The following is an 18,547-nucleotide window of genomic DNA, read 5'->3' as shown; positions in this document are numbered from 1 at the left end:
CGGCCGCGCTGACCTCGGCGGTCACGGCTCGCTGACCTCGGCGGTCGCGGCTCGTCGGCACCAGTGTCGTCGTTCGCCCGCCGGCCGGTCGTGACCCACAGTAGCGTGGGCGCGACGACCGGTGGGTGCGGGCGAACGGAGAGTCGATGAGCGAGCAGGTGCTGGACAGCCCGCAGGGCTGGGTGGCCGACCACATCCGGCGCTACGTCGAGACCGACGGCGCCGAGGGACACGAGTGGCAGCCCGGTGTCTTCACGCTGCTGCTGACCACCCGGGGCAGGCGTAGCGGGAAGCTGCGGCGCACCGCGCTCATCTACGGCCGCGACGGGGACGCCTACCTGGTTGTCGCCTCGCAGGGCGGCGATCCGAAGCACCCGGCCTGGTACCTGAACCTGCTCGACGAGCCGCTGGTCGAGGTGCAGGTGGGCGCCGAGCACTTCACCGCGCGGGCGCGTACCGCCACGGCGGGGGAGAAGCCGCGCATGTGGTCCACGATGGCCGCCATCTGGCCGGCGTACGACGAGTACCAGGCGAAGACCGACCGCGACATCCCGGTCGTCGTGCTCGAACGCGCCTGACCTGGGCGACAGCCCGTCGTTACCCCACGGGTAATCGACGTCGGGCGGGCGGCGGCGCGAGACTCGGCGTACCGCCCCGGTCATCCGGCCGGGCGCACCGGCCCCCGGGAGGCACCATGCCCGCGTTCGCGCTCGCCCACCTGCACGACGCGCCGATCAACGAGGACATCCTCACCTACATCGAGCGCATCCAGGCCACGCTGGACCCGTTCGGCGGCCGGTTCCGGGTGCACGGCGGCGAGGTGGAGGTCAAGGAGGGCGACTGGCCGGGCACCGTGGTCATCGTCGAGTTCCCCGACGTGGAGCGGGCCCGGGCCTGGTACGACTCGCCGGCGTACCGGGAGATCCTGCCGCTGCGCACCCGGCACATCCCGGGCGCGACGCTGATCGTCGACGGCGTGCCCCCCGACTACGACGCCAGCCGGACGGCCGCGCGGCTGCGGGCCCGGGCGGCCGGCTGACCGGCGGCTCCGCCCCGACGACGTCGCCCACCGCCCGCCGCCCGATCGACGGCGGGCGGTGCCCTGTCCACGCTTCGGGACAGTTTGTCCGTCGCACCGCGTCGATCCCGCCGTAACTTTCTGCTGTCCACGTCCGACCATCCCCTGTGGAGGCGTCACCGATGAGCAGCACCACCACCCGCACCGTCCGTCCGAGGGCCCCCCGGGGCGTGCGGGAGCCGTCCGGGGAGGTGCTCCGGGAGATCCCGATGCCGCCGTACGTGACGGTCGAGGACGCCCAGTTCGCCGTGCGGGCGGTCGTGGTGCACGCGCCCCGGCTCTGGTCCGGCGGGACGATCTGCCGCAACGACGCCAGCCCGCACCCGTGCCGGCTGCACCGCTGGGGAACCCGGGTACTGACGCAGCGCGGCCTGCGTCCCGCCGAGATCGCCGCGCTGATCGAGCGCGGCGACCCGGCGGCCGAGCTTCCGCACCGTCCCGGCGCCTAGCGCCGGCGGGGCCCTCGCACCGGGCCCCGCCGGCCCGTCAGCAGGCGGTCGGCTTGATCCACGCGCACTCCAGGCCCTCCGGGACCCGGGGGGCGTCCGGCGCCGCCGGGGGCGCGACCCGCGCGCCGGTCACGCTCCTTGCCGTGTACGAGGCCAGGGCGATCGCGATCTGGTCCTCCAGCGTCTTCACGGAGGAGGCGAGGTAGTTGTTGAGCAGGATCGAGAACGCCAGCACCCGCCCGTCGGCGTCGGTGACGTAGCCGGAGAGGCCGGAGACGCCGGTCAGGCTGCCGGTCTTGGCGTGCACGTTGCCCGCCGCCGGGGTGCCCCGCATCCGGCTGCGTAGCGTGCCGCCGACGAACCGGTCCGCCTCGCCGGCGACCGGCAGGGCCGCGTACCAGGTGTCGAACCAGGGCTCCGCGCGGACGGCGGTGAGCAGGTCCACGAACTCGTCGGCGGGGATCAGGTTGCGCCGCGAGAGCCCGGAGCCGTCCCGCTGGCGCAGCGTGCCGGTGTCCATCCCGGCGTCGGCGACGTACTCGCTGATCGCGGTCAGCCCGGCCGACCAGGTGCCGGAGCCGGAGAGCACCCGCCCGATCTCCTTGGTCAGCACCTCGGCGTGCCCGTTGTTCGACAGCTTGAGGAACGGCACCATCAGCTCGGCCAGTGGCATCGAGCGGTGCCGGCCCACCTCGGCCGCGCCCTCGGGGGTGGGCTGCCCGAGCACCGTGCGGCCGAGCACCCGTACGCCGTGCCGGCGCAGCGCCGAGCGGAAGACGTCGGCGGCGTAGCCGGTGGGCTCCCAGACGCTGACCCAGTCGCTCTCCGGCGCGGTGCCGAGCGCGATCTGCCCGGTGACCACGACGGTGTTGCTGCCGTGCGCGCGCTCGAAGGAGATCGACGTCGCTCCGCCGGCGACCGTCTCGGCCCGGTTGTCGATCTTCAGGTATCTGGTGGGCGGGGTGGTGGTGACGACCGGTCGCGCCCCGGCGGTCGCGCCGGGGGCGGCGTGGACGATGACGGTGCCCGCGTCGTAGTCGGTGTCCGGCGCCACGGTCAGGGCCGAGACCTGCGCGGCGTAGTAGTACGGCTCGTCGTCCCAGGTCCAGTCCGGCCCGAGGCGGGTGCTGTCGTAGCGGGTGTCGTCGGCCACCAGGTTGCCGGTGACCACCCGGACGCCCGCCTCGGCGACCTGCGCGGCCAGCGCGTCGTAGTCGGCGGCCAGCATGGTCGGGTCGCCGCCGCCACGCAGGTAGAGGTTGCCGGAGACCAGGCCCGCGCGGCGGGCGCCGCTCGTGCGCACCTCGGTGCTGAAGCGGTGGCCCGGCCCGAGCAGTTCCAGCGCGGCCGCCGAGGTCAGCAGCTTGGTGTTGGAGGCGGGCACCAGCCGGCGGTCGCCGTTGCGGTGGTAGACCGTCTCCCCGGTGGTCGCGTCCTTGACCACCACCGAGGCCTGCGCCCCGGCCAGCCGGCTGTCGGCGAGGATCGCGTCGATGGTGGCGTTCAGGCGGGTCGCCGCGGGGGTCGGGGACTCGGCGGTGGCGGTGGGCGCGCCCGCCGTGGCAGCGGCGGCGACCAGCGCCACCAGCGCGAGCGTCCGGGGGAAGAGACGACGATGCATGGGGTGATGCTGCCATGCAGGTATCTGCCAGAAAAGACCGTCGATGGAAAGAAATTTTCCGGGGACCCGGCGGGCTGTGACCGGCGAGACGCTTCCGGCGGGCAGCCGGGCGGGCCCGCCGGTGTTGTACGGGGCATGGACGAGCGCTCCGTCGACGTGCTGGTGATCGGGGCCGGGCAGGCCGGCCTCTCCGCCGGCCACCACCTGGGCCGCGCCGGGTTCGCCCCCGGGGACGGCTTCGTGATCCTCGACGGGGGAGACGGGCCGGGCGGGGCGTGGCGGCACCGCTGGCCCACGCTGCGGCTCGACCGGGTGCACGGCTTCCACGACCTGCCCGGCCTGCCTTTTCCGGCGGCCGGACCCGACCGGCCGGCGGCCGAGGTGGTCAGCGCCTACTTCGCCGCGTACGAGCGCGAGTTCGACCTGCCGGTGCGGCGGCCCGTGCGGGTCCGGGAGGTGCGCGACCGCCCCGACGGCCGGCTGGCCGTGCACACCGACCACGGTTCCTGGAGCACGCGCGCCCTGGTCAACGCCACCGGCACCTGGACCCGGCCGTTCTGGCCGCACTATCCCGGCCGGTCGACCTTCCGGGGCCGGCAGCTGCACACGGCCGACTACCGGGGGCCGGCGGAGTTCGCCGGTCGGCGGGTCGTGGTGGTAGGCGGCGGAACGTCGGCCGTGCAACTGCTCGCCGAGGTCTCGACCGTGGCCGCGGGCACCACCTGGGTGACCCGGCGCCCGCCCGACTTCCGCGACGAGGAGTTCACCCCCGAGCGGGGGCGCGCGGCGGTGGCCCTGGTCGACGCGGCGGTACGCGCGGGCCGCCCGCCGGAGAGCGTGGTGGCGGTGACCGGGCTGCCGCTGACGCCGGAGCTGCGCCGGCTGCGCGAGCGCGGCGTGCTGGACCGGGTACCCGTCTTCGACCGGATCACGCCCGACGGGGTGGCCTGGGACGACGGGCGGTTCGTGCGGGCGGACGTGATCCTGTGGTGCACCGGTTTCCGGGCCGCGCTGGACCATCTCGCGCCACTGCGGCTGCGCGGCCCGGGCGGCGGTATCACGATGGACGGCACCCGGGTGGTCGCCGACGAGCGGATTCACCTGATCGGGTACGGCCCGTCGGCGAGCACGATCGGCGCGAACCGGGCCGGCCGCGCGGCGGTACGCGACATCCGCGCCCGGCTCGCCCCGGCCGGCGCTGCGCACTGAGACCGCTCTATTTGACGGATGCCCCGGCAGGGGGCAACGTAGGCCGTGGAGGGGCCCTCAGCTGCCCCGAAGAGCGACGGCGACGTGCGTACGCGTCGCCCGCCATCGCCTCCCACGTGTGCTCGTCCGCGGGCCGATGCCCGGTCCCGCACCGTGAATCCGAGAATCCACGAGGAGGTCCGCCATGCTCACCATGACCGACAACGCCGTGCTGGTCATCCGAGACCTCGCCAGCCAGCAGGACGTCGCCGAGGACGGCGGGGTGCGGATCGCCGCCGACACCGACGCGGGTTCGCTCACCGTCGAGCTGGTCGCCGAGCCCGTCGACGGCGACCACGTGGTCGACAACCAGGGCGCCCGCATCTTCCTGGACTCCGACGCCGCCGAGCTGCTCGGCGACGCGTCGGTGGACGCCAGCGTCGACGACGAGGGCGTCATCCAGTTCGGGTTCACCGAGAAGCAGTGACGCCGGTGCGTACCGGTGCCCGGCGGGACGGCGCTCAGCCGGCCCGCCGGGTCTCCCCGTTGCGGTGCGGCCGGGCGGGGCGGCCCCGCTCCGGCGGCGCCTGACCGGACCGCCACGGCCCCGGCCGGAACTCCCGTCCCGGGTGCGGCAGCGTGGCCAGCACGTGTGCCAGGTGGTGCGACGTGCTCCACGCCGCCCAGTTGCTGGCGGAACCGGCGCCGGCGCCCCTGCGGGCACGCCGCAGGATCTCGTGGTCGCCCCAGGAGAACGCCGCGCCGGCGGCAGGCCAGTGCGGCGCCGAGACGACGGTGCGGCACAGGTCCGCGAACCGGTCGTCGCCGCGGCCGCCCCGCCGCGACCAGCGGTACACCCACCAGGCGCCGTCGGTGGTGTAGCGGACGGTGGGGAGCCGGTCGCCCTCCTGCTCGGCGCCGGGCACCGCGGAGCCGACGCCGTAGTCGCCGTACCCGACGCCGAGGTCGGCCAGGCGCTGCCAGAGCTGCCAGTCCCAGCGGTCGACGCGTACCGGTTCGTCGGTCGGCAGGGCGGACACCGCCGGGGGCATGCCGCCCGCCGCCACGCTCACCGAGCGCCAGGCGTGCCGGCGGGCCCACTCCAGCAGCCGGCGCACGCGGGGCTCGGCCACCCGCACGTCGGCCCGGCAGCACACGTCGCCCGCGTCGAGGAGCAGGTCGCACTGCTCGGGCACCAGGCGGGTGAACCGCCAGACCCGCTCCGCCGCCGCCGTGGCCGCGTCCGGGCCGCCGCGGTCGTGGCCGACCCGTAGTCGGACGACCGCCCGCCGGGCGTGGGCCCGGGCGGCGGCACCGTGCGCGACGAGGCGCCGGTCGCTGTCCGCGAGCCCGATCACCGGCACCAGCGGTACGCCCCAACGGGCCAGTTCGGTCTCGGGGGCGTCGGGCAGGGCGCTGATGTCGACGCCCGTGAGCAGCCCGTCGGGCAGCCGACGGAGCACGTCGATCGTGAGCCGGTCCAGGGCGGACACCTGGAGGACCGGGGCGAGCAGGGGCACGACGACGTCGTCGAGATGACCGAGCGCCTCCAGCTCGCCCCGCCGGTTGGCGAGGATGGGGCGGTAGACCGGTTCCGCCGCCCGGCCCCGGTGGGCGGGCACCATACCCCAATGTAGCCAGACATCGGTGTCCGTCACAGGGTCGATCGGCCCGCACCGCCCGCCCGGGGGTGCCGCGCGGAATCCGTGGGGGACAACGGTTGCGCGCGCCGGGGCCGGTCGGCTGCGCCGCACGTCGGAGGGCGCACGCCTCTACAAGCGCAACGGCGCCTGCTACCTCGGCTGCGGCGGCGTCCTCGGCGTCGCGGCCGGCACCTCGAACCGCACCGACCCCGCCGCCGCCGTCCGGGCCGCTGCGTCCGCGGAAACGACGACGCCGCCGTCCCAGGATCGGGACGGCGGCGGGCAGGACGCCGGATCAGTCGTCGTCGCGGTCGTCGTCGTCATCGTCGGAGTCGTCGTCGCGGTCGTCGTCATCGTCGTCGTCGACCGGCTCCTGCTCGGCCTTGACCACGCTGCCGTCGCCCCGGTCCACGTCGACCTCGTGCTCGGTCTGCCCGGACACGATCTCGACGCTCCACACGGCGCGGCCGTCCTCGTCCTCGCGCTCGACCTCGACGACCTCGCCGCCACCCGCCCGGGCCAGCGCGATCTCGCGGGCCCGCTGCTCGCTCACCTCATCGCCGCCGGTGGCCGGCGCGCTGCTGCCCGACGGGGTGCCGCTGCCCGAAGGGCTGGCGGGCGCCGCCGGGGTGCCGGTGGTCGGCGCGCCGCTCGTCGCCGGGGCGCCGCTCCCGGTGCCGCTCGGCGTGCCCGGGGCGGTCGGGGCGGTGGTGGCGGCGGCCAGGGTGGTCGCCCGGGCCGCGCCGTTGTCGGCCGCCGCGACGCCGAAGGACGCGCCGGTCACGGCCAGCACGGCCGCGCCGCCGAGCGACGCCAGCATCAGGGACTTGCGCTTCATCTCGTTCACCCTTCCTCGGTCTACGTGTCCCAGGATCACGCCCGCCCGGATAGCGCCACGCTGCCCGAACGCTAAGGCCGGGTTAAGCCTCACCAGGGGTGCGCCGAGGACGGGCCGGGCGAGGGCGCCTCGCCGGGACGGGGCGGGGGAGGGTCAGGGCCGGGGCGGGCCGAGTTCGAGGCGTACCTCGGCGCCGCCGGAGGGCGCGGCACCCAGGGTGAGGCGGCCCCCGCTGGCCTGGGCGGCCCGGCGGGCGATGTCCAGGCCCAGGCCGGTGGAGCCGGCGGTGCTCGCGCCCCGGTCGACCGTGCCGGGCGGCATCCCCGGCCCGTCGTCGGCGACGGTCAGCGCCGTGCGGCCCGCCTCCGCCGCCAGCCGGACGGCGAACGCGGTGCCGTCCGGGGTGTGCGCGAAGACGTTGCCGAGCAGCGCGTCCACCGCCGCCGCCAACTCGTCGGCGGGCACGCCCACCGGCAGCGGTCCCGGCGCCAGGTCGAGCGTCACCGCCCGCCCGGTGTCCTCGGCCAGCACCGACCAGAACGCCACCCGCTCGGCCACCACTGCCGCCGCGTCGGCGCTGGCCGCCCCGGCCGTGGGCACCCGCCAACGGGCCTGCCGGATCAGGCCGGTGACCGCCCGCTCCAGCCCGTCCACGGCGGCGGTCACCCGGGCCGCGTCCTCGGGGTCGCGCAGCGACTCGGCCTCCAGGCGCAGCGCCGTCAGCGGGGTGCGCAGGCGGTGCGAGAGGTCGGCGACCTCCTCGCGCTCCTGCACCAGCAGCACCTGGATCCGGCCGGCCAGGTGGTTGAGGGCGCCGGCCACCTCACGCAGCTCGGCCGGCCCGGCGGGAGTGACGCGCGCGTCCAGCTCCGCGTTCGCCAACCGGTGCGACACCTCGGAGAGCTCACCGATCGGCCGGACCAGGGTGCGGGCCAGCCGGTCGGCCACGGCCAGCCCGATCAGCACCAGCAGCACGCCGAGCAGGGCCAGGGCCAGCCAGGACCGGGTCACCCCGGCGGTCAGCTCGGCGGGCGGCACCACCGTGCGGATCACGCCGGTGCCGTCCGGGCGACCCTGCACGGCGAGCACCACCTCCCGCCCCCGCCCGGACTCGGCGGTGAGGCTCTGCCCCCGCGCCGCCAGCGCCACCGCGGGCGTACGCGGGGCCGGGGCGCCGAGCACCGTGCCGTCGGGCAGGAACACCGTGACGGAGCGCTCGGACTCCGTGGCCAGCTGCTCGACGGTCAGCCGGATCGTCGCGGTGTCGGCGGTGCCGACGACGGTGACGAGGCTCTGCGCGTCGGCCGTGGCCCGTACGGTGGCCCGGTCCGCCGCGACGGTGCGCACCAGCAACGCCAGCGGCACCAGGAAGGCGACCAGGGTGAGGACGCTGACCGCGGCGACGAGCAGCGCCAGTCGGGCCCTCATCCGGCGCTCCCGGGCGCCTCGAGCCGCACCCCGACGCCCCGCACGGTGTGCAGGTAGCGGGGTGCCTGCGCGCTCTCCCCGAGCTTGCGTCGCAGCCAGGACAGGTGCACGTCCACGGTCTTGTCGGCGCCGCCGTACGGGACCCGCCAGACCTCGGCCAGCAGCTCCCGCTTGGTGACCACCTGGCCGGGCCGACCCGCGAGGTGGTGCAGCAGGTCGAACTCGCGGGGGGTCAGCTCGACGGGTATACCGTCCAGGGTCACCTGCCTCGACCGCGGGTCCACCCGCAGGCCGCCGACGACCAGCGCGGGGTCCCCCTCCGAGGCGGGTCCCGTCCCACGCCGCAGGACCGCCCGGATACGCGCGTCGAGCTGCGCGGCCGTGAAGGGCTTCACCACGTAGTCGTCCGCCCCGGCGTCGAGCACCCGGACGATCTCGGTCTCGTCGTCGCGGGCGGTGGCGACGATGACCGGCACGGCGCTGACCGCGCGGAGCATCCGCAGCAGCTCCCGGCCGTCCAGGTCGGGCAGTCCCAGGTCCAGCACCACCAGGTCGGGCCGGTCGTCGAGCGCGTCGCGCAGGCCGGTCATCGCCGTCGAGGCGGCGGCCACCGCGTGCCCCCGCTCGCGCAGTGCCCGCAGCAACGGCGTACGGATGGTCAGGTCGTCCTCGATGAGCAGCAGGCGGGCCACAGTGGCAGGCTAGCCGCCACCGGGCGGGCCGGCGGCGGACCTTAACCGTCCCTTAGCCCTGCCCAGGGCTCGGGCCAACCGCCGGTCGGGGAGACTCGGAGGATGCGCCGCCGTTCGTTCCTCGCCGTCGCCGGGTGGCTGGCCACCGCCGCCGTCGCCACCCTGATCGGGGTGGCCGCGATCCGGTGGGTGGGCGAGAGCATCGCCGGCACCCCGGGCGGGGTGCTCAGCCAGGAGGAGGTCGAGCGCGCCCTGGCCTCCCCCGCGGCACCGGGCGGATCCGCGCCGGCGGCGACCGGCACCGGCGGGCCGTCGTCGCCGGTGGCGGGCGGCTCGTCCCCGGCGGGAACGCGTCGGGCCTTCGCGACGACGGGTGGCAGCGCGGTGGCCGAGTGCGGGCCGGGCGGGGCGCGGCTGGTCTCCTGGACGCCCGTGCCGGGCTACCGGATCTCGGACGCGGAGCCGGGGCCGGACGACGACGTGGAGGTGACCTTCACCGGCCCGTCCGGCGAGTTCGAGCTGAAGGTGCGCTGCGTGGGCGCGGAGCCGGTGTCGGCCGAGGACGACGACTGAGCGTTCCGCCGCAGGTCAACGGGGGTGTGCGCGGCGCGACTGTCCGTGATCGGACACCCGTCGCGGTGGTTGCGGGCCGCTGCGGCGGCATACGTTCGACCACAAAGGGTGCCGATCGCTGCTGATCCCCCTCAGCCACCACAACTGCCTCATCGCCGCCCCGATCACGGGCCACGAGGGAGGACCGAGATGTCCAGCTTCAGACCTCGGCGCGCGCCGGCGGCGCAGCCCGTGCCGAGGGACGACGACGCGGCCCGGGCAGACGCGGAGACCACCACCTGCGCCGGTGTCGGTCTGCCCGCGACCGCACGGGTCCTCTTCGCGGTGGTGCACGCCAGCGGCGGCCTGGCGCGCGGGCTGGGCGTGGCCACCGCGAGCCGGCTGGCGACCGGGGTGTACCAGGTGGTGTTCGACCAGGACGTCACGGCCGCCGGCTACGTCGGCACCGTCGGCCTGCCCGGCAGCACGGGCGTCGCGCCCTGCGGAAAGATCGTGGTCGCCGGGCGGACCGGCATTCCGAACGCCGTCTTCGTCTCCACCTTCGCCGACGACGGCCGCCCGGCCGACCGGCCGTTCCACCTGGCGGTGTTGGCCTGACGCGCCCGGGCCGGCCCCGGCGGCACAGGTCCCGCCGGGCCCGGGGCCCGGACACGAGCGCGCGGCGCCGTCCGGATCCCGGGGATCGAACGTCGCCGCGCTCTGGCCGTCTCCCACCATCGCAGCCGTACGGCGGTACGCCGGCGGGGACCTGGCTCGACCGGCCACCGTGCACCGGCTACTTCCTCGATCCCCCTCCGTCCGGGATCGAAACCCCCGACGAGTGGCGAATTCCATCATCTGCGAGTCCCGGCGTGGTGCCGGGCCTGAGCGGGTATGGGCGTGGGCATGGAGCATTTCACGATCGCGACCGTCGCCGAGAAGAGTCCGGATTTCCGGCGGGTGCTGTGGACCGGTGAGCAGACCCAGCTGGTGATCATGACGATCCCGCCGGGTGGTGAGATCGGCGAGGAGGTCCACGAGGGAATCGACCAGATCCTGACCTTCGTCAGCGGTACGGGCGAGGCCCGGGTGGCGGGGGAGAAGCGCGAGGTCGTGCAGGGCGACCTGGTGGTGGTGCCGGCCGGCACGAAGCACAACTTCGTCAACACCGGCCCCAACCCGCTGGTGCTCTACACCGTCTACGGCCCGCCCGAGCACGCCGACCAGGCGGTGCACCGCACCAAGGAGGAGGCCGACGCGGCGGAGGCCGCCGGCGAGGACGAGCCGCCCACCTCCTGACCGTCCGCTCGCCCGCGCCGCCTGAGCCGGCCGGAACCGGGTAACCGCAGCGGGTGGAGCAGTTGGCGATCTCCGACTACGGGTTCCTCTCCGACTGCCGGTCGGGCGCCCTGGTCGGTCGGGACGGTTCGATCGACTGGTGGTGCCCGGACCGGTTCGACTCCCCGTCGGTCTTCGGCCGCCTGCTCGACCCGGACGCCGGCCACTGGCGGTTGGCACCCACCGCCGCCGGGCTGCCCGGACACCGGGCGGAGCGGGCGTACGTGGCCGACACGCTGGTGCTGCGCACGGTGCACCACACGCCGGAGGGGAGCGTCGCGGTCACCGACGCGCTCGCCGCCGAGTTCGGCGCCCGCGGGCACCAACTGGGGATGAACTCCCCGGCCGTGCTGCTGCGGGTCGTCGAGGGACTGACCGGGCGGGTGCGGATGTCGCTCGACTTCCGTCCCCGCCCGGAGTACGGCCTGCTCACCCCGTACCTGCACGAGCAGCCCGACGGCGCGGTGCTGGCCGCGGCCGGCCCGGTGGTGCTGACCCTGCGCACCGGCGGGATCCCGCCGCACGTCGACGCCGACCGGGTCCGGCAGGAGTTCGAGGTCGCCGCCGGGCAGGTGGTCGGCCTCGACGCCGCGTACGGGCAGGCGTACGGGTCGGCGCCGGTCCGGCTGGAGCCGGCGGTCGCGCTCGCCGAGACGGTGCAGGCCTGGCAGGCGTACCGGGAGTCGCACCACTACGACGGCCGCTACCCCGAGCAGGTCCGGCACAGCGCGACCGTGCTCACCGGCCTCACGTACGCCCGCAGCGGCGCGGTGGCCGCCGCCCCGACGACGTCGCTGCCGGAACGCGTCGGCGGCGACCGCAACTACGACTACCGCTACTCCTGGCTGCGCGACTTCGCGATGACCCTGCGCGCCCTCTGGGTGGCGGCCTGCCCCGCCGAGGCGTCCCGGCTCTTCGCCTGGGCGGCCCGCTCGATCGGCCGGGTCGGCCCCGAGCCCGTGCCGGTGCTCTTCGGCCTGGAGGGGGAGCGGGACGTCTCCGAGTACGAGTGCGCCCACCTGCGCGGCTACGGCGGCAGCCTGCCGGTGCGAATCGGCAACGACGCCTGGCGGCAGCGCCAGCTCGACGTGCCGGGCGAGGTGATCTCGGCGGTCTGGCAGCTGCGCGACCACCTGGGCGAGGCGTTCGACATGGAACTGCGCGAGATGGTGCTCGGCCTGACCGAGCAGGTGGCCGCGACCTGGCACCTGCCCGACCGGGGCATCTGGGAGACCCGCGACGCCGACCGGCACTACCTGACGTCGAAGGTGTTCTGCTGGGTGGCGCTGGACCGGGCGGTGACGCTCGCGCCCCGCCTCGGCGACCGGGCCGACCCCCGACGCTGGGCGGCGATCCGCGACGAGATCCGGGCCGTCGTGCTGCGCGACGGCTGGCACGAGCGGACCGGCGCGTTCGGCGGCGTGTTCGGCTCGCCGAACCTGGACGCCTCCGTGCTGCTGCTGCCGCTGGTGGGGTTCCTGCCGGCGACCGACGCGCGGATGCGCGCCACCGTCGAGGCGGTCGAGCGCGAACTGGGCGCCGGCAACGGTCTCCTCCGCCGTTGGGAGACCGACCCGGCGGGGTTCCTGCCCTGCTCGTTCTGGCTGGTGGAGTACCTGGCGATGGCCGGTGAGCGGGACCGGGCCGAGGCGCTCTTCGCGCGGCTGCTGGGGCACGCCAACGACGTCGGGCTGTTCAGCGAGCAGATCGACCCGCGCTCCGGCGCGCAGCTCGGCAACACCCCGCAGGCGCTGTCGCACATCGGCCTGGTCAGTGCGGCCTGGCGGCTGACCGACCCCGGCACCGAGTGACGGCGGGGTCGGCGCGTCAGGCGGGCAGCACCGGTACGTCGCTGACGTCCACCGTCTCCGGGTACTTCACGCCCGCCCCGGTGTTGAGCACCACCACGCGTTCGCCGGCCCGGATCCAGCCGCCGGCGCGCAGGTGGCGGGCGGCGGTCAGGCAGGCGGCCCCCTCCGGGCAGAGCAGCAGGCCCTCGCGGGCGGCGAAGTCCCGCAGGTCGGCGAGGATCTCGGCGTCGTCCACGGCGATCGCGGTGCCGGCGCTGGCGCGCAGCGCGTCGAGGATCAGCTCGTCGCCGAGCGGGGCCGGCACGGTGATGCCGAACGCGACGGTGTGCGCGTCGGCCCAGGGCCGGGCCCGCCGCTCCCCGGCGGCGAAGGCGCGCACGATCGGCGCGCACCCCGTCGACTGCACCGCGACCAGGCGGGGCAGCTTGTCCTCGATCCAGCCCAGCTCGCGCAGCTCGTGCAGCGCCTTCTGGATGCCGATCAGGCCGACCCCGCCGCCGGTGGGATAGATGATCACGTCCGGCGCCTGCCAGCCGAGCTGCTCGACGATCTCGTACCCCATCGTCTTCTTGCCCTCGAGCCGGTACGGCTCCCGCAGCGTGCCGGCGTCGAAGATCGCGCCGCCGGAGTCGGCGACCAGCCCCGCGACCAGCCGGCCCGCATCGCTGATCAGCCCGTCGACCAGCCGCAGGTCGGCCCCGGCGGCCACGCACTCGCGGCGGCAGATGGTGGGGGCGTCCAGCGGCATGACGATGGTCGCGCCCAGCCCGGCCCGCGCGGCGTAGGTGGCCCAGGCCGCGCCCGCGTTGCCGTTGGTGGGCATGGCGATGCGCCGCACGCCCAGCTCACGGGCCCGGCTGACACCGACCGCCGCGCCCCGCGCCTTGAAGGACCCGGTCGGGGTCAACCCCTCGTCCTTGACCATCAGGTCCGCGATGCCGATCTCCGCGCCGTAGTTCGGGGTGCGCAGCAGCGGCGTCCAGCCCTCGCCCAGCGTGGTCTCGTGCCGGGGGTCGGCCACCGGCAGCAGCTCCCGGTAGCGCCACAGGTCTGCCGGGCGCAGCGGGAACCGCTCCGGGGTGAGCACCTTCGCCACCGCCGCCAGGTCGTAGCGCGCCAGCAGCGGGGAGCCGCAGTCGCAGAGGTTGGCCAGCTTGCCGGCGTCGTGCTCCCGCCCGCAGCGCGGGCACTCAAGGTGCGTCAGGTACACGATGCTCCTCGCCGTCTCAGCTCGGGTCTCGGCTCGCGTCGATGCTCAACCAGCGCCGGCTGCGCCGGCCCGGCTCGTAGACCGAGTCCAGGCGCTTCGCCACCACGCCGGGCAGCCCCTGCTCCCGGCCGGTCCGCAGCGCCTCCCGGCCGGCACCCGGGAACCACGGCGGAGTCTGCCAGTGCCCGCCGGCGAGCGCCAGGGCGTCGAGCAGCTCCCGGCGCTGCGCGTACGGCAGGTCGAGGCTGGTCACGCCCTCCATCCAGAGCAGATCGAAGATCAGGTACTGGGCGTCGGGGGTCCGGCGTCCGCCGCGCGCCGGCCGCACCCGGCCGGCGGTGTCGATGCGGACCAGGACGCCGTCCAGCACGACCTCCGTGGGCGCCAGCTCCTCGGCCAGCTCCCGCAGCCAGGGGTACGCGCCGGAGACGTCCTCGTCGTCCTCCGCGAGCAGCCGCAGCCGCCCGCCCGAGACGTACGCGACCGCGCGCACCCCGTCCCAGCGCAGCTCGTAGCCCCACTGCGCCTCGTCCGCCGGCAGCTTCGCCGCCCGGGTGGGGCGCATCGGGCGGAGCAGCTCCGGCATGCTCGTCCAGCCCTCCGGGGACGGGTCGGTACGGCGCACCATCCAGTCCCGCCCACCCTTGCCGCCGGTGGCGAAGAGGACGTACCGCCCGGAGGTGCGCTCGCCGTCGAGCACCACGACGACCTCGTCGTCGCGCCACTTCTCGCAGCGGTAGGTGCCCCGGTCGTGCACGGTCATCCGCCCGCCGCCGTACTCGCCGGCCGGGATCTCGCCGTGGAAGTCGAGGTATTCCATCGGGTGGTCCTCGGTGTGCACCGCGAGGTGGTTGCGGCCGGTGTCGCGGGGCAGCCCGCGGGGCACCGCCCAGGAGGCCAGCACCCCCTCGTGTTCCAGCCGCAGGTCCCAGTGCAGGCTCCGGGCGTGGTGCTGCTGGATGACGAAGCGGGCCGTACCGTCGGCGGGCCGCCCGCGTCGCGGGGGCCGCTTCGGCACCGGCTCCGGGGTGCGCGCCGCGTCCCGTCTGCGCCGGTACTCCTCCAGCGGGTCAGCCACACCCGCATTCTCCGGCAATCCGCGCCGACCCGCCGGCCGCCCGCGTGTCCGGTTCGGCGGGCATGGGGTAGGTCAGCCCGGGTAAGACCCGGGGCATGGACCACGACGACCAGCCCACCGTCACGCTCCCCGGCGAGGTGCGGATGCCCCTGCTGGGCTTCGGCACCTGGCAGGCCACCGGCCAGGCCGGGTACGACGCGGTGCTCGCCGCGCTCGACGCCGGCTACCGGCACGTCGACACCGCCACGATGTACGGCAACGAGGAGGAGGTCGGCCGGGCGGTCCGGGAGAGCGGGCTGCGCCGCGAGGACCTCTTTCTCACCACGAAGCTGCCGCCGGACCGGGTGGGGCGGGAGCGGGAGACGATCGAGGCGAGCCTGGCCGCGCTCGGCGTCGACCAGGTCGACCTGTGGCTGGTGCACTGGCCGCCGGCGAACCCCGCGGACAACATCCCCGTGTGGCGGGAGATGCTGGCCGCCCGGGACGAGGGGCTCGCGCGCGCCGTCGGGGTGAGCAACTACGCCACGGGCCAGCTCGACGAGCTGATCCAGGCGACCGAGGAGAACCCGGCCGTCAACCAGATCCGGTGGAGCCCCTCGTTGTACGACCGCCAGCGGCACCGGGAGCACCGGGACCGGGGGGTGGTGCTGGAGGGCTACAGCCCGTTCAAGACCAGCGACCTCGCCGAGCCGGTGCTGACCCGCGTCGCCGCCGCGCACGACGTCTCCCCGGCCCAGGTGGTGCTGCGCTGGCACATCGACCACGAGATCGTGGTCATCCCCAAGTCGGTGACCCCGGAGCGGATCCGCGTCAACGCCGACGTCTTCGGCTTCTCGCTGACCGCCGAGGAGATGCGCGACATCGACGCGCTCGGCAACCCCTGACGGACCCCTTCCGGCCACTGTGACGGTGGCCCGGTCCGGGTGCCGGACCCGGACCGGATTCGCCAAATTCCTTCAGCCTGAATAGGGGCGATGAAGGGTATCGACATAGATGCTCGTGACGATATACCGTGCGCGTCACCAGTTCATCGATGAGTCGGAACCCCTCCGCCCTTGTCTGAAGGAGCGCCATGAACGCGTCACGACCCGCCCGTCTCCCCCGACGTGGGGTGCTGGGCATGTCGGCCCTGGTGGCCACCGCGGTGGCCGTAGCCGCCAAGCCCGCCGCGGCGAGCGCCGCGCCGCTCGCCGCTCCGAAGGCCGAGTGCCTCGCCGACCTGCTCGGGGAGTCCTGATGGCCACAATTCCCTGGCTGGTGGACGTCCTGCGGGGGGCGGGCGTCCAGGTCGTCACCCACGGCGACTGGGTCAACCGCATGCGTCCCGGCTCGTTCGACCCGATCGGCGTGCTCTGGCACCACACCGCCGCCACCTCCAGCGCCAGCAACCCGCACCCGGCGCTCAACATCTGCATCAACGGCCGCTCCGACCTGCCCGGGCCGCTGTGCCAGGCGCTGGTCGACTACCACGGCGTCTTCCACGTCATCTCCGCCGGGCGCTGCAACCACGCGGGCGTCAGCCGGGGCAGCGGGCCGATCCCCGCCGGCGACGGCAACACGCTGATGATCGGCTGGGAGATCGACTACAACGGGGTCAACCAGGAGATGACGGCGGCGCAGTACAACGCGTCGATCGCCGCCACGGCCGCCGTGCTCAAGCGGCTGGGCAAGGACGCCAGCTACGCCCGGGGCCACCGCGAGACGAGCACCACGGGCAAGATCGACCCGTCCTTCATCGACCTGAACTCGATGCGCGCGGACGTGGCCGCGAAGATGGCGGGCGGCAGCACCTGGAGCGCCGTGGTGGACAACTCCACCGCCGGACGCTTCACCGCCAGCGCCAACTGGGGCACCTCGTCGTACTCGGCCCAGCGCTACGGCACCGACTACCGCTTCGCGGACCCGGTCGCCGCCAGCGACGCCGCCTGGTACAAGTTCAACGTCCCGGCGACCGCGAACTACCGGGTCGACGCCTGGTGGCCGGCGGTCAGCGGCTACAACTCCGCCACCCCGTACATCGTGTCCACCACGACCGGAAACCGGACGATCATCGTCGATCAGCGGGTCACCGGTGGACAGTGGCGCAGCCTCGGCACCTTCACGCTGCCGGCCGGGGACGCCAACCGGGTCGCGGTCAGCCGGTGGAGCTCGGCCCCGGGGCTCATCATCGCCGACGCCGTCCGGCTCACCCGGGTCTGAGCCGGCCGGCCCCACGCGACGTCCGCCAGGCCCGGGGGTGGCCTGGCGGACGTCGTGTCTCCGGCCGTACGCGGCGGCCCCTGGGGGACCCGGGTCGCGGCGGCGCCGGGGACCGGTGACGCGGGGGCGCACTGCCCCCGCGTCGGCGTTCCGTAGGGCGTCCCGGTCAGGACCGGGAGCAGGGCACCCCGTTGAGGCTGAAGCTCGTCGGCGACGAGTACTGGCCGCTCAGCGTGCCCTGGTAGCCGAAGCTGGCCGTGCCGCCCGGGGCGAGCGAGCCGTTCCAGCTGATGTTGCGCGCGGTGACCGCCGAGCCGCTCTGGCTCACCGTGGCGTTCCACGCGCTGGTGACCTGCTGCCCGGCGGGCAGGTTGTAGTTCAGCGTCCAGCCGTTGATCGCGTTGGACCCGGTGTTGGTGATCTGCACGTCGGCGGTGAACCCGTTGTTCCAGGAGTTCGGCGTGTACTTCACGGCGCACCCGTTGCCGCCGGGCGGGGGAGTGCTCGGCGGGGGCGTGGTGGGCGGCGCGGTCGTGGGCGGCGGGTTGCCCCCGCCGTTGACCGCCGCGGAGAACGAGGTCACGGCGAGGCCGGCCCCGCCCTGCCACGGCTCGAAGCCGGCCTGGATGCTGGTCAGGTACCAGGAGTTGGTGATCGCGCCCCGGTTGCGGGTGTCGTTGATGAACGCCAGCAGGTTGAGGTTCGCGCTGCTGATCGCCGACGGCGCCAGGTACGAGATGACGTTGTTGGAGCCGTTGCTGCCGCGCCAGACCTCCCAGCTGCGGCCGTCGATGGTGGCGGTGCCGACCGGGGAGCCGATGGGCTGGATCGGGCCCTGCCGGTTCAGCCAGATCATGATCTCCATCTGGTTCACCCCGTCCCGCTTGGGCGAGGGGTCCAGCCAGATGTCGTACGAGGCGTTGTAGACGGCGTTGCTGACGTACCGGTAGGAGATGTTGCTCGTGGCGCTGCTGATCTGGCTGACCTGGATCGGCAGGTTGGTGCCGGGGGAGCAGTTGGTGTAGTGGCAGCCGAGGAAGACCGACGGGTACGCGGTCGGCGCGCCGTTGGTCGGGTTGCTGCCGTTCTGGGTGGTGATCTCGAAGCCGCTGTCGGTGACGTTGATGCACTGCTGGGCGGTGGTGCCCCAGCGGTTGTTCTGCACCACGTAGCGGCCCTGGATGGTCGTGGAGCCGTACTGCTCGCAGATCTGGGTGTCGGCGCTGGCGGTGCCGCCGAGGGCCACGGCGACGATCGAGCCGGTGGCGAGCAGCGCGGCCGCCGCGAGGGCCCGGAGTGGACGTTTCATGATGCTCCTTCGGCTTCGGCGCGGGACGCCGGACGGAGTCGGCCGGTGGGTGCGGGAGCGCTCCCACATTCCTTCGACACATTTACACCTCTGAAACCCCCGCGCAACGGGGC

20 protein-coding genes are annotated in these 18,547 nt (G+C 74.8%); 12 read left to right on the top strand and 8 right to left on the bottom strand.

The genetic code is table 11. From position 1 onward, the window contains the following. Positions 1-146: 146 nt before the first annotated feature. The 3 genes from ACTMS2_RS04215 to ACTMS2_RS04205 all read left to right on the top strand — a co-directional run bounded on the left by ACTMS2_RS04215 (position 147) and on the right by ACTMS2_RS04205 (position 1,527). Positions 147-578: a nitroreductase family deazaflavin-dependent oxidoreductase gene (locus ACTMS2_RS04215; protein ID WP_441174190.1), complete on the top strand. Its 432-nt coding sequence runs from the start codon at positions 147-149 to the stop codon at positions 576-578. 116 nt (positions 579-694) lie between these two features. Next, complete coding sequence (locus ACTMS2_RS04210; protein WP_089001802.1) at positions 695-1,039, top strand: DUF1330 domain-containing protein; 345 nt, start codon at positions 695-697, stop codon at positions 1,037-1,039. Between the two features lie 161 nt (positions 1,040-1,200). Beyond that, positions 1,201-1,527 carry a hypothetical protein gene (locus ACTMS2_RS04205; RefSeq protein WP_441174189.1) on the top strand — a complete coding sequence of 109 codons (327 nt, stop codon included), beginning with the start codon at positions 1,201-1,203 and terminating at the stop codon, positions 1,525-1,527. A gap of 37 nt (positions 1,528-1,564) precedes the next feature. Here the strand turns inward: ACTMS2_RS04205 and dacB are convergent, their stop codons facing one another. Then, positions 1,565-3,148, bottom strand: coding sequence for a D-alanyl-D-alanine carboxypeptidase/D-alanyl-D-alanine endopeptidase (dacB, locus tag ACTMS2_RS04200; protein ID WP_441174188.1), 1,584 nt, complete (start codon positions 3,146-3,148; stop codon positions 1,565-1,567). Positions 3,149-3,283: 135 nt separating this feature from the next. On the opposite strand from dacB, the gene ACTMS2_RS04195 reads away from it, so the two are divergent. Then, positions 3,284-4,357, top strand: coding sequence for an NAD(P)-binding domain-containing protein (locus ACTMS2_RS04195; RefSeq protein WP_441174187.1), 1,074 nt, complete (start codon positions 3,284-3,286; stop codon positions 4,355-4,357). Positions 4,358-4,541: 184 nt separating this feature from the next. Further along, the gene (locus ACTMS2_RS04190; RefSeq protein ID WP_101414353.1) at positions 4,542-4,823 is read left to right on the top strand and encodes an adhesin; all 282 of its coding nucleotides are present in this window, start codon (positions 4,542-4,544) and stop codon (positions 4,821-4,823) included. A gap of 34 nt (positions 4,824-4,857) precedes the next feature. Here ACTMS2_RS04190 and ACTMS2_RS04185 read toward each other — a convergent pair whose 3' ends face one another. The 4 genes from ACTMS2_RS04185 to ACTMS2_RS04170 all read right to left on the bottom strand — a co-directional run bounded on the left by ACTMS2_RS04185 (position 4,858) and on the right by ACTMS2_RS04170 (position 8,937). Continuing rightward, the gene (locus ACTMS2_RS04185; protein ID WP_441174186.1) at positions 4,858-5,961 is read right to left on the bottom strand and encodes a beta family protein; all 1,104 of its coding nucleotides are present in this window, start codon (positions 5,959-5,961) and stop codon (positions 4,858-4,860) included. Positions 5,962-6,274: 313 nt separating this feature from the next. Beyond that, on the bottom strand, positions 6,275-6,817 hold the full coding sequence (locus tag ACTMS2_RS04180) for a PepSY domain-containing protein (protein ID WP_441174185.1): 543 nt from the start codon (positions 6,815-6,817) through the stop codon (positions 6,275-6,277). A gap of 153 nt (positions 6,818-6,970) precedes the next feature. After that, on the bottom strand, positions 6,971-8,245 hold the full coding sequence (locus ACTMS2_RS04175; RefSeq protein ID WP_441174184.1) for an ATP-binding protein: 1,275 nt from the start codon (positions 8,243-8,245) through the stop codon (positions 6,971-6,973). After that, complete coding sequence (locus tag ACTMS2_RS04170; protein ID WP_441174183.1) at positions 8,242-8,937, bottom strand: response regulator transcription factor; 696 nt, start codon at positions 8,935-8,937, stop codon at positions 8,242-8,244. The genes ACTMS2_RS04175 and ACTMS2_RS04170 overlap by 4 nt, the downstream gene beginning before the upstream one ends. Positions 8,938-9,039: 102 nt before the next feature. Here ACTMS2_RS04170 and ACTMS2_RS04165 point away from each other — a divergent pair, with 102 nt between their 5' ends. From ACTMS2_RS04165 to ACTMS2_RS04150, 4 genes are all read left to right on the top strand, one after another. Beyond that, positions 9,040-9,510 carry a septum formation initiator gene (locus ACTMS2_RS04165; protein ID WP_441174182.1) on the top strand — a complete coding sequence of 157 codons (471 nt, stop codon included), beginning with the start codon at positions 9,040-9,042 and terminating at the stop codon, positions 9,508-9,510. A gap of 189 nt (positions 9,511-9,699) precedes the next feature. Next, positions 9,700-10,107 (top strand): hypothetical protein, encoded by a 408-nt coding sequence (locus ACTMS2_RS04160; RefSeq protein WP_441174181.1) that lies wholly within the window; start codon positions 9,700-9,702, stop codon positions 10,105-10,107. A gap of 288 nt (positions 10,108-10,395) precedes the next feature. After that, on the top strand, positions 10,396-10,788 hold the full coding sequence (locus ACTMS2_RS04155; protein ID WP_441174180.1) for a cupin domain-containing protein: 393 nt from the start codon (positions 10,396-10,398) through the stop codon (positions 10,786-10,788). Between the two features lie 53 nt (positions 10,789-10,841). Then, a complete protein-coding gene (locus tag ACTMS2_RS04150) occupies positions 10,842-12,638 on the top strand; it encodes a glycoside hydrolase family 15 protein (protein WP_441174179.1) in 1,797 nt (598 codons plus the stop codon). Positions 12,639-12,654: 16 nt separating this feature from the next. Here the strand turns inward: ACTMS2_RS04150 and ACTMS2_RS04145 are convergent, their stop codons facing one another. Further along, entirely contained in the window at positions 12,655-13,848 is a 1,194-nt protein-coding gene (locus ACTMS2_RS04145) for a threonine synthase (protein ID WP_441174178.1), read from the bottom strand. A 16-nt stretch (positions 13,849-13,864) separates the two neighbouring features. Further along, positions 13,865-14,926, bottom strand: coding sequence for a DNA polymerase ligase N-terminal domain-containing protein (locus ACTMS2_RS04140; protein WP_441174177.1), 1,062 nt, complete (start codon positions 14,924-14,926; stop codon positions 13,865-13,867). Positions 14,927-15,021: 95 nt separating this feature from the next. On the opposite strand from ACTMS2_RS04140, the gene ACTMS2_RS04135 reads away from it, so the two are divergent. The 3 genes from ACTMS2_RS04135 (at position 15,022) to ACTMS2_RS04125 (ending at position 17,125) form a co-directional block, all read left to right on the top strand. Continuing rightward, a complete protein-coding gene (locus ACTMS2_RS04135) occupies positions 15,022-15,810 on the top strand; it encodes an aldo/keto reductase (RefSeq protein ID WP_441174176.1) in 789 nt (262 codons plus the stop codon). A gap of 188 nt (positions 15,811-15,998) precedes the next feature. Beyond that, complete coding sequence (locus tag ACTMS2_RS04130; RefSeq protein WP_172896572.1) at positions 15,999-16,163, top strand: hypothetical protein; 165 nt, start codon at positions 15,999-16,001, stop codon at positions 16,161-16,163. Continuing rightward, positions 16,163-17,125, top strand: coding sequence for a golvesin C-terminal-like domain-containing protein (locus ACTMS2_RS04125; protein ID WP_441174175.1), 963 nt, complete (start codon positions 16,163-16,165; stop codon positions 17,123-17,125). The genes ACTMS2_RS04130 and ACTMS2_RS04125 overlap by 1 nt, the downstream gene beginning before the upstream one ends. A gap of 166 nt (positions 17,126-17,291) precedes the next feature. Here ACTMS2_RS04125 and ACTMS2_RS04120 read toward each other — a convergent pair whose 3' ends face one another. Further along, positions 17,292-18,434 carry a GH12 family glycosyl hydrolase domain-containing protein gene (locus ACTMS2_RS04120; protein ID WP_441174174.1) on the bottom strand — a complete coding sequence of 381 codons (1,143 nt, stop codon included), beginning with the start codon at positions 18,432-18,434 and terminating at the stop codon, positions 17,292-17,294. Positions 18,435-18,547 lie beyond the last annotated feature (113 nt).

Source organism: Micromonospora sp. SD12 (assembly GCF_052068495.1).
GTDB classification, from domain to species: domain Bacteria; phylum Actinomycetota; class Actinomycetes; order Mycobacteriales; family Micromonosporaceae; genus Micromonospora; species Micromonospora echinofusca.
The sequence above is the reverse complement of the archived record's forward strand: the minus strand, read 5'-3'. Positions and strand labels throughout refer to the sequence as shown.

Bases quoted from the DNA above. Each gene is read 5' to 3' on its own strand.
- ACTMS2_RS04215 (WP_441174190.1), top strand. From the start codon at position 147: ATGAGCGAGCAGGTGCTGGACAGCCCGCAGGGCTGGGTGGCCGACCAC.
- ACTMS2_RS04210 (WP_089001802.1), top strand. From the start codon at position 695: ATGCCCGCGTTCGCGCTCGCCCACCTGCACGACGCGCCGATCAACGAG.
- ACTMS2_RS04205 (WP_441174189.1), top strand. From the start codon at position 1,201: ATGAGCAGCACCACCACCCGCACCGTCCGTCCGAGGGCCCCCCGGGGC.
- dacB (WP_441174188.1), bottom strand. From the start codon at position 3,148: ATGCATCGTCGTCTCTTCCCCCGGACGCTCGCGCTGGTGGCGCTGGTC.
- ACTMS2_RS04195 (WP_441174187.1), top strand. From the start codon at position 3,284: ATGGACGAGCGCTCCGTCGACGTGCTGGTGATCGGGGCCGGGCAGGCC.
- ACTMS2_RS04190 (WP_101414353.1), top strand. From the start codon at position 4,542: ATGCTCACCATGACCGACAACGCCGTGCTGGTCATCCGAGACCTCGCC.
- ACTMS2_RS04185 (WP_441174186.1), bottom strand. From the start codon at position 5,961: ATGGTGCCCGCCCACCGGGGCCGGGCGGCGGAACCGGTCTACCGCCCC.
- ACTMS2_RS04180 (WP_441174185.1), bottom strand. From the start codon at position 6,817: ATGAAGCGCAAGTCCCTGATGCTGGCGTCGCTCGGCGGCGCGGCCGTG.
- ACTMS2_RS04175 (WP_441174184.1), bottom strand. From the start codon at position 8,245: ATGAGGGCCCGACTGGCGCTGCTCGTCGCCGCGGTCAGCGTCCTCACC.
- ACTMS2_RS04165 (WP_441174182.1), top strand. From the start codon at position 9,040: ATGCGCCGCCGTTCGTTCCTCGCCGTCGCCGGGTGGCTGGCCACCGCC.
- ACTMS2_RS04160 (WP_441174181.1), top strand. From the start codon at position 9,700: ATGTCCAGCTTCAGACCTCGGCGCGCGCCGGCGGCGCAGCCCGTGCCG.
- ACTMS2_RS04155 (WP_441174180.1), top strand. From the start codon at position 10,396: ATGGAGCATTTCACGATCGCGACCGTCGCCGAGAAGAGTCCGGATTTC.
- ACTMS2_RS04135 (WP_441174176.1), top strand. From the start codon at position 15,022: ATGGACCACGACGACCAGCCCACCGTCACGCTCCCCGGCGAGGTGCGG.
- ACTMS2_RS04130 (WP_172896572.1), top strand. From the start codon at position 15,999: ATGAACGCGTCACGACCCGCCCGTCTCCCCCGACGTGGGGTGCTGGGC.
- ACTMS2_RS04125 (WP_441174175.1), top strand. From the start codon at position 16,163: ATGGCCACAATTCCCTGGCTGGTGGACGTCCTGCGGGGGGCGGGCGTC.
- ACTMS2_RS04120 (WP_441174174.1), bottom strand. From the start codon at position 18,434: ATGAAACGTCCACTCCGGGCCCTCGCGGCGGCCGCGCTGCTCGCCACC.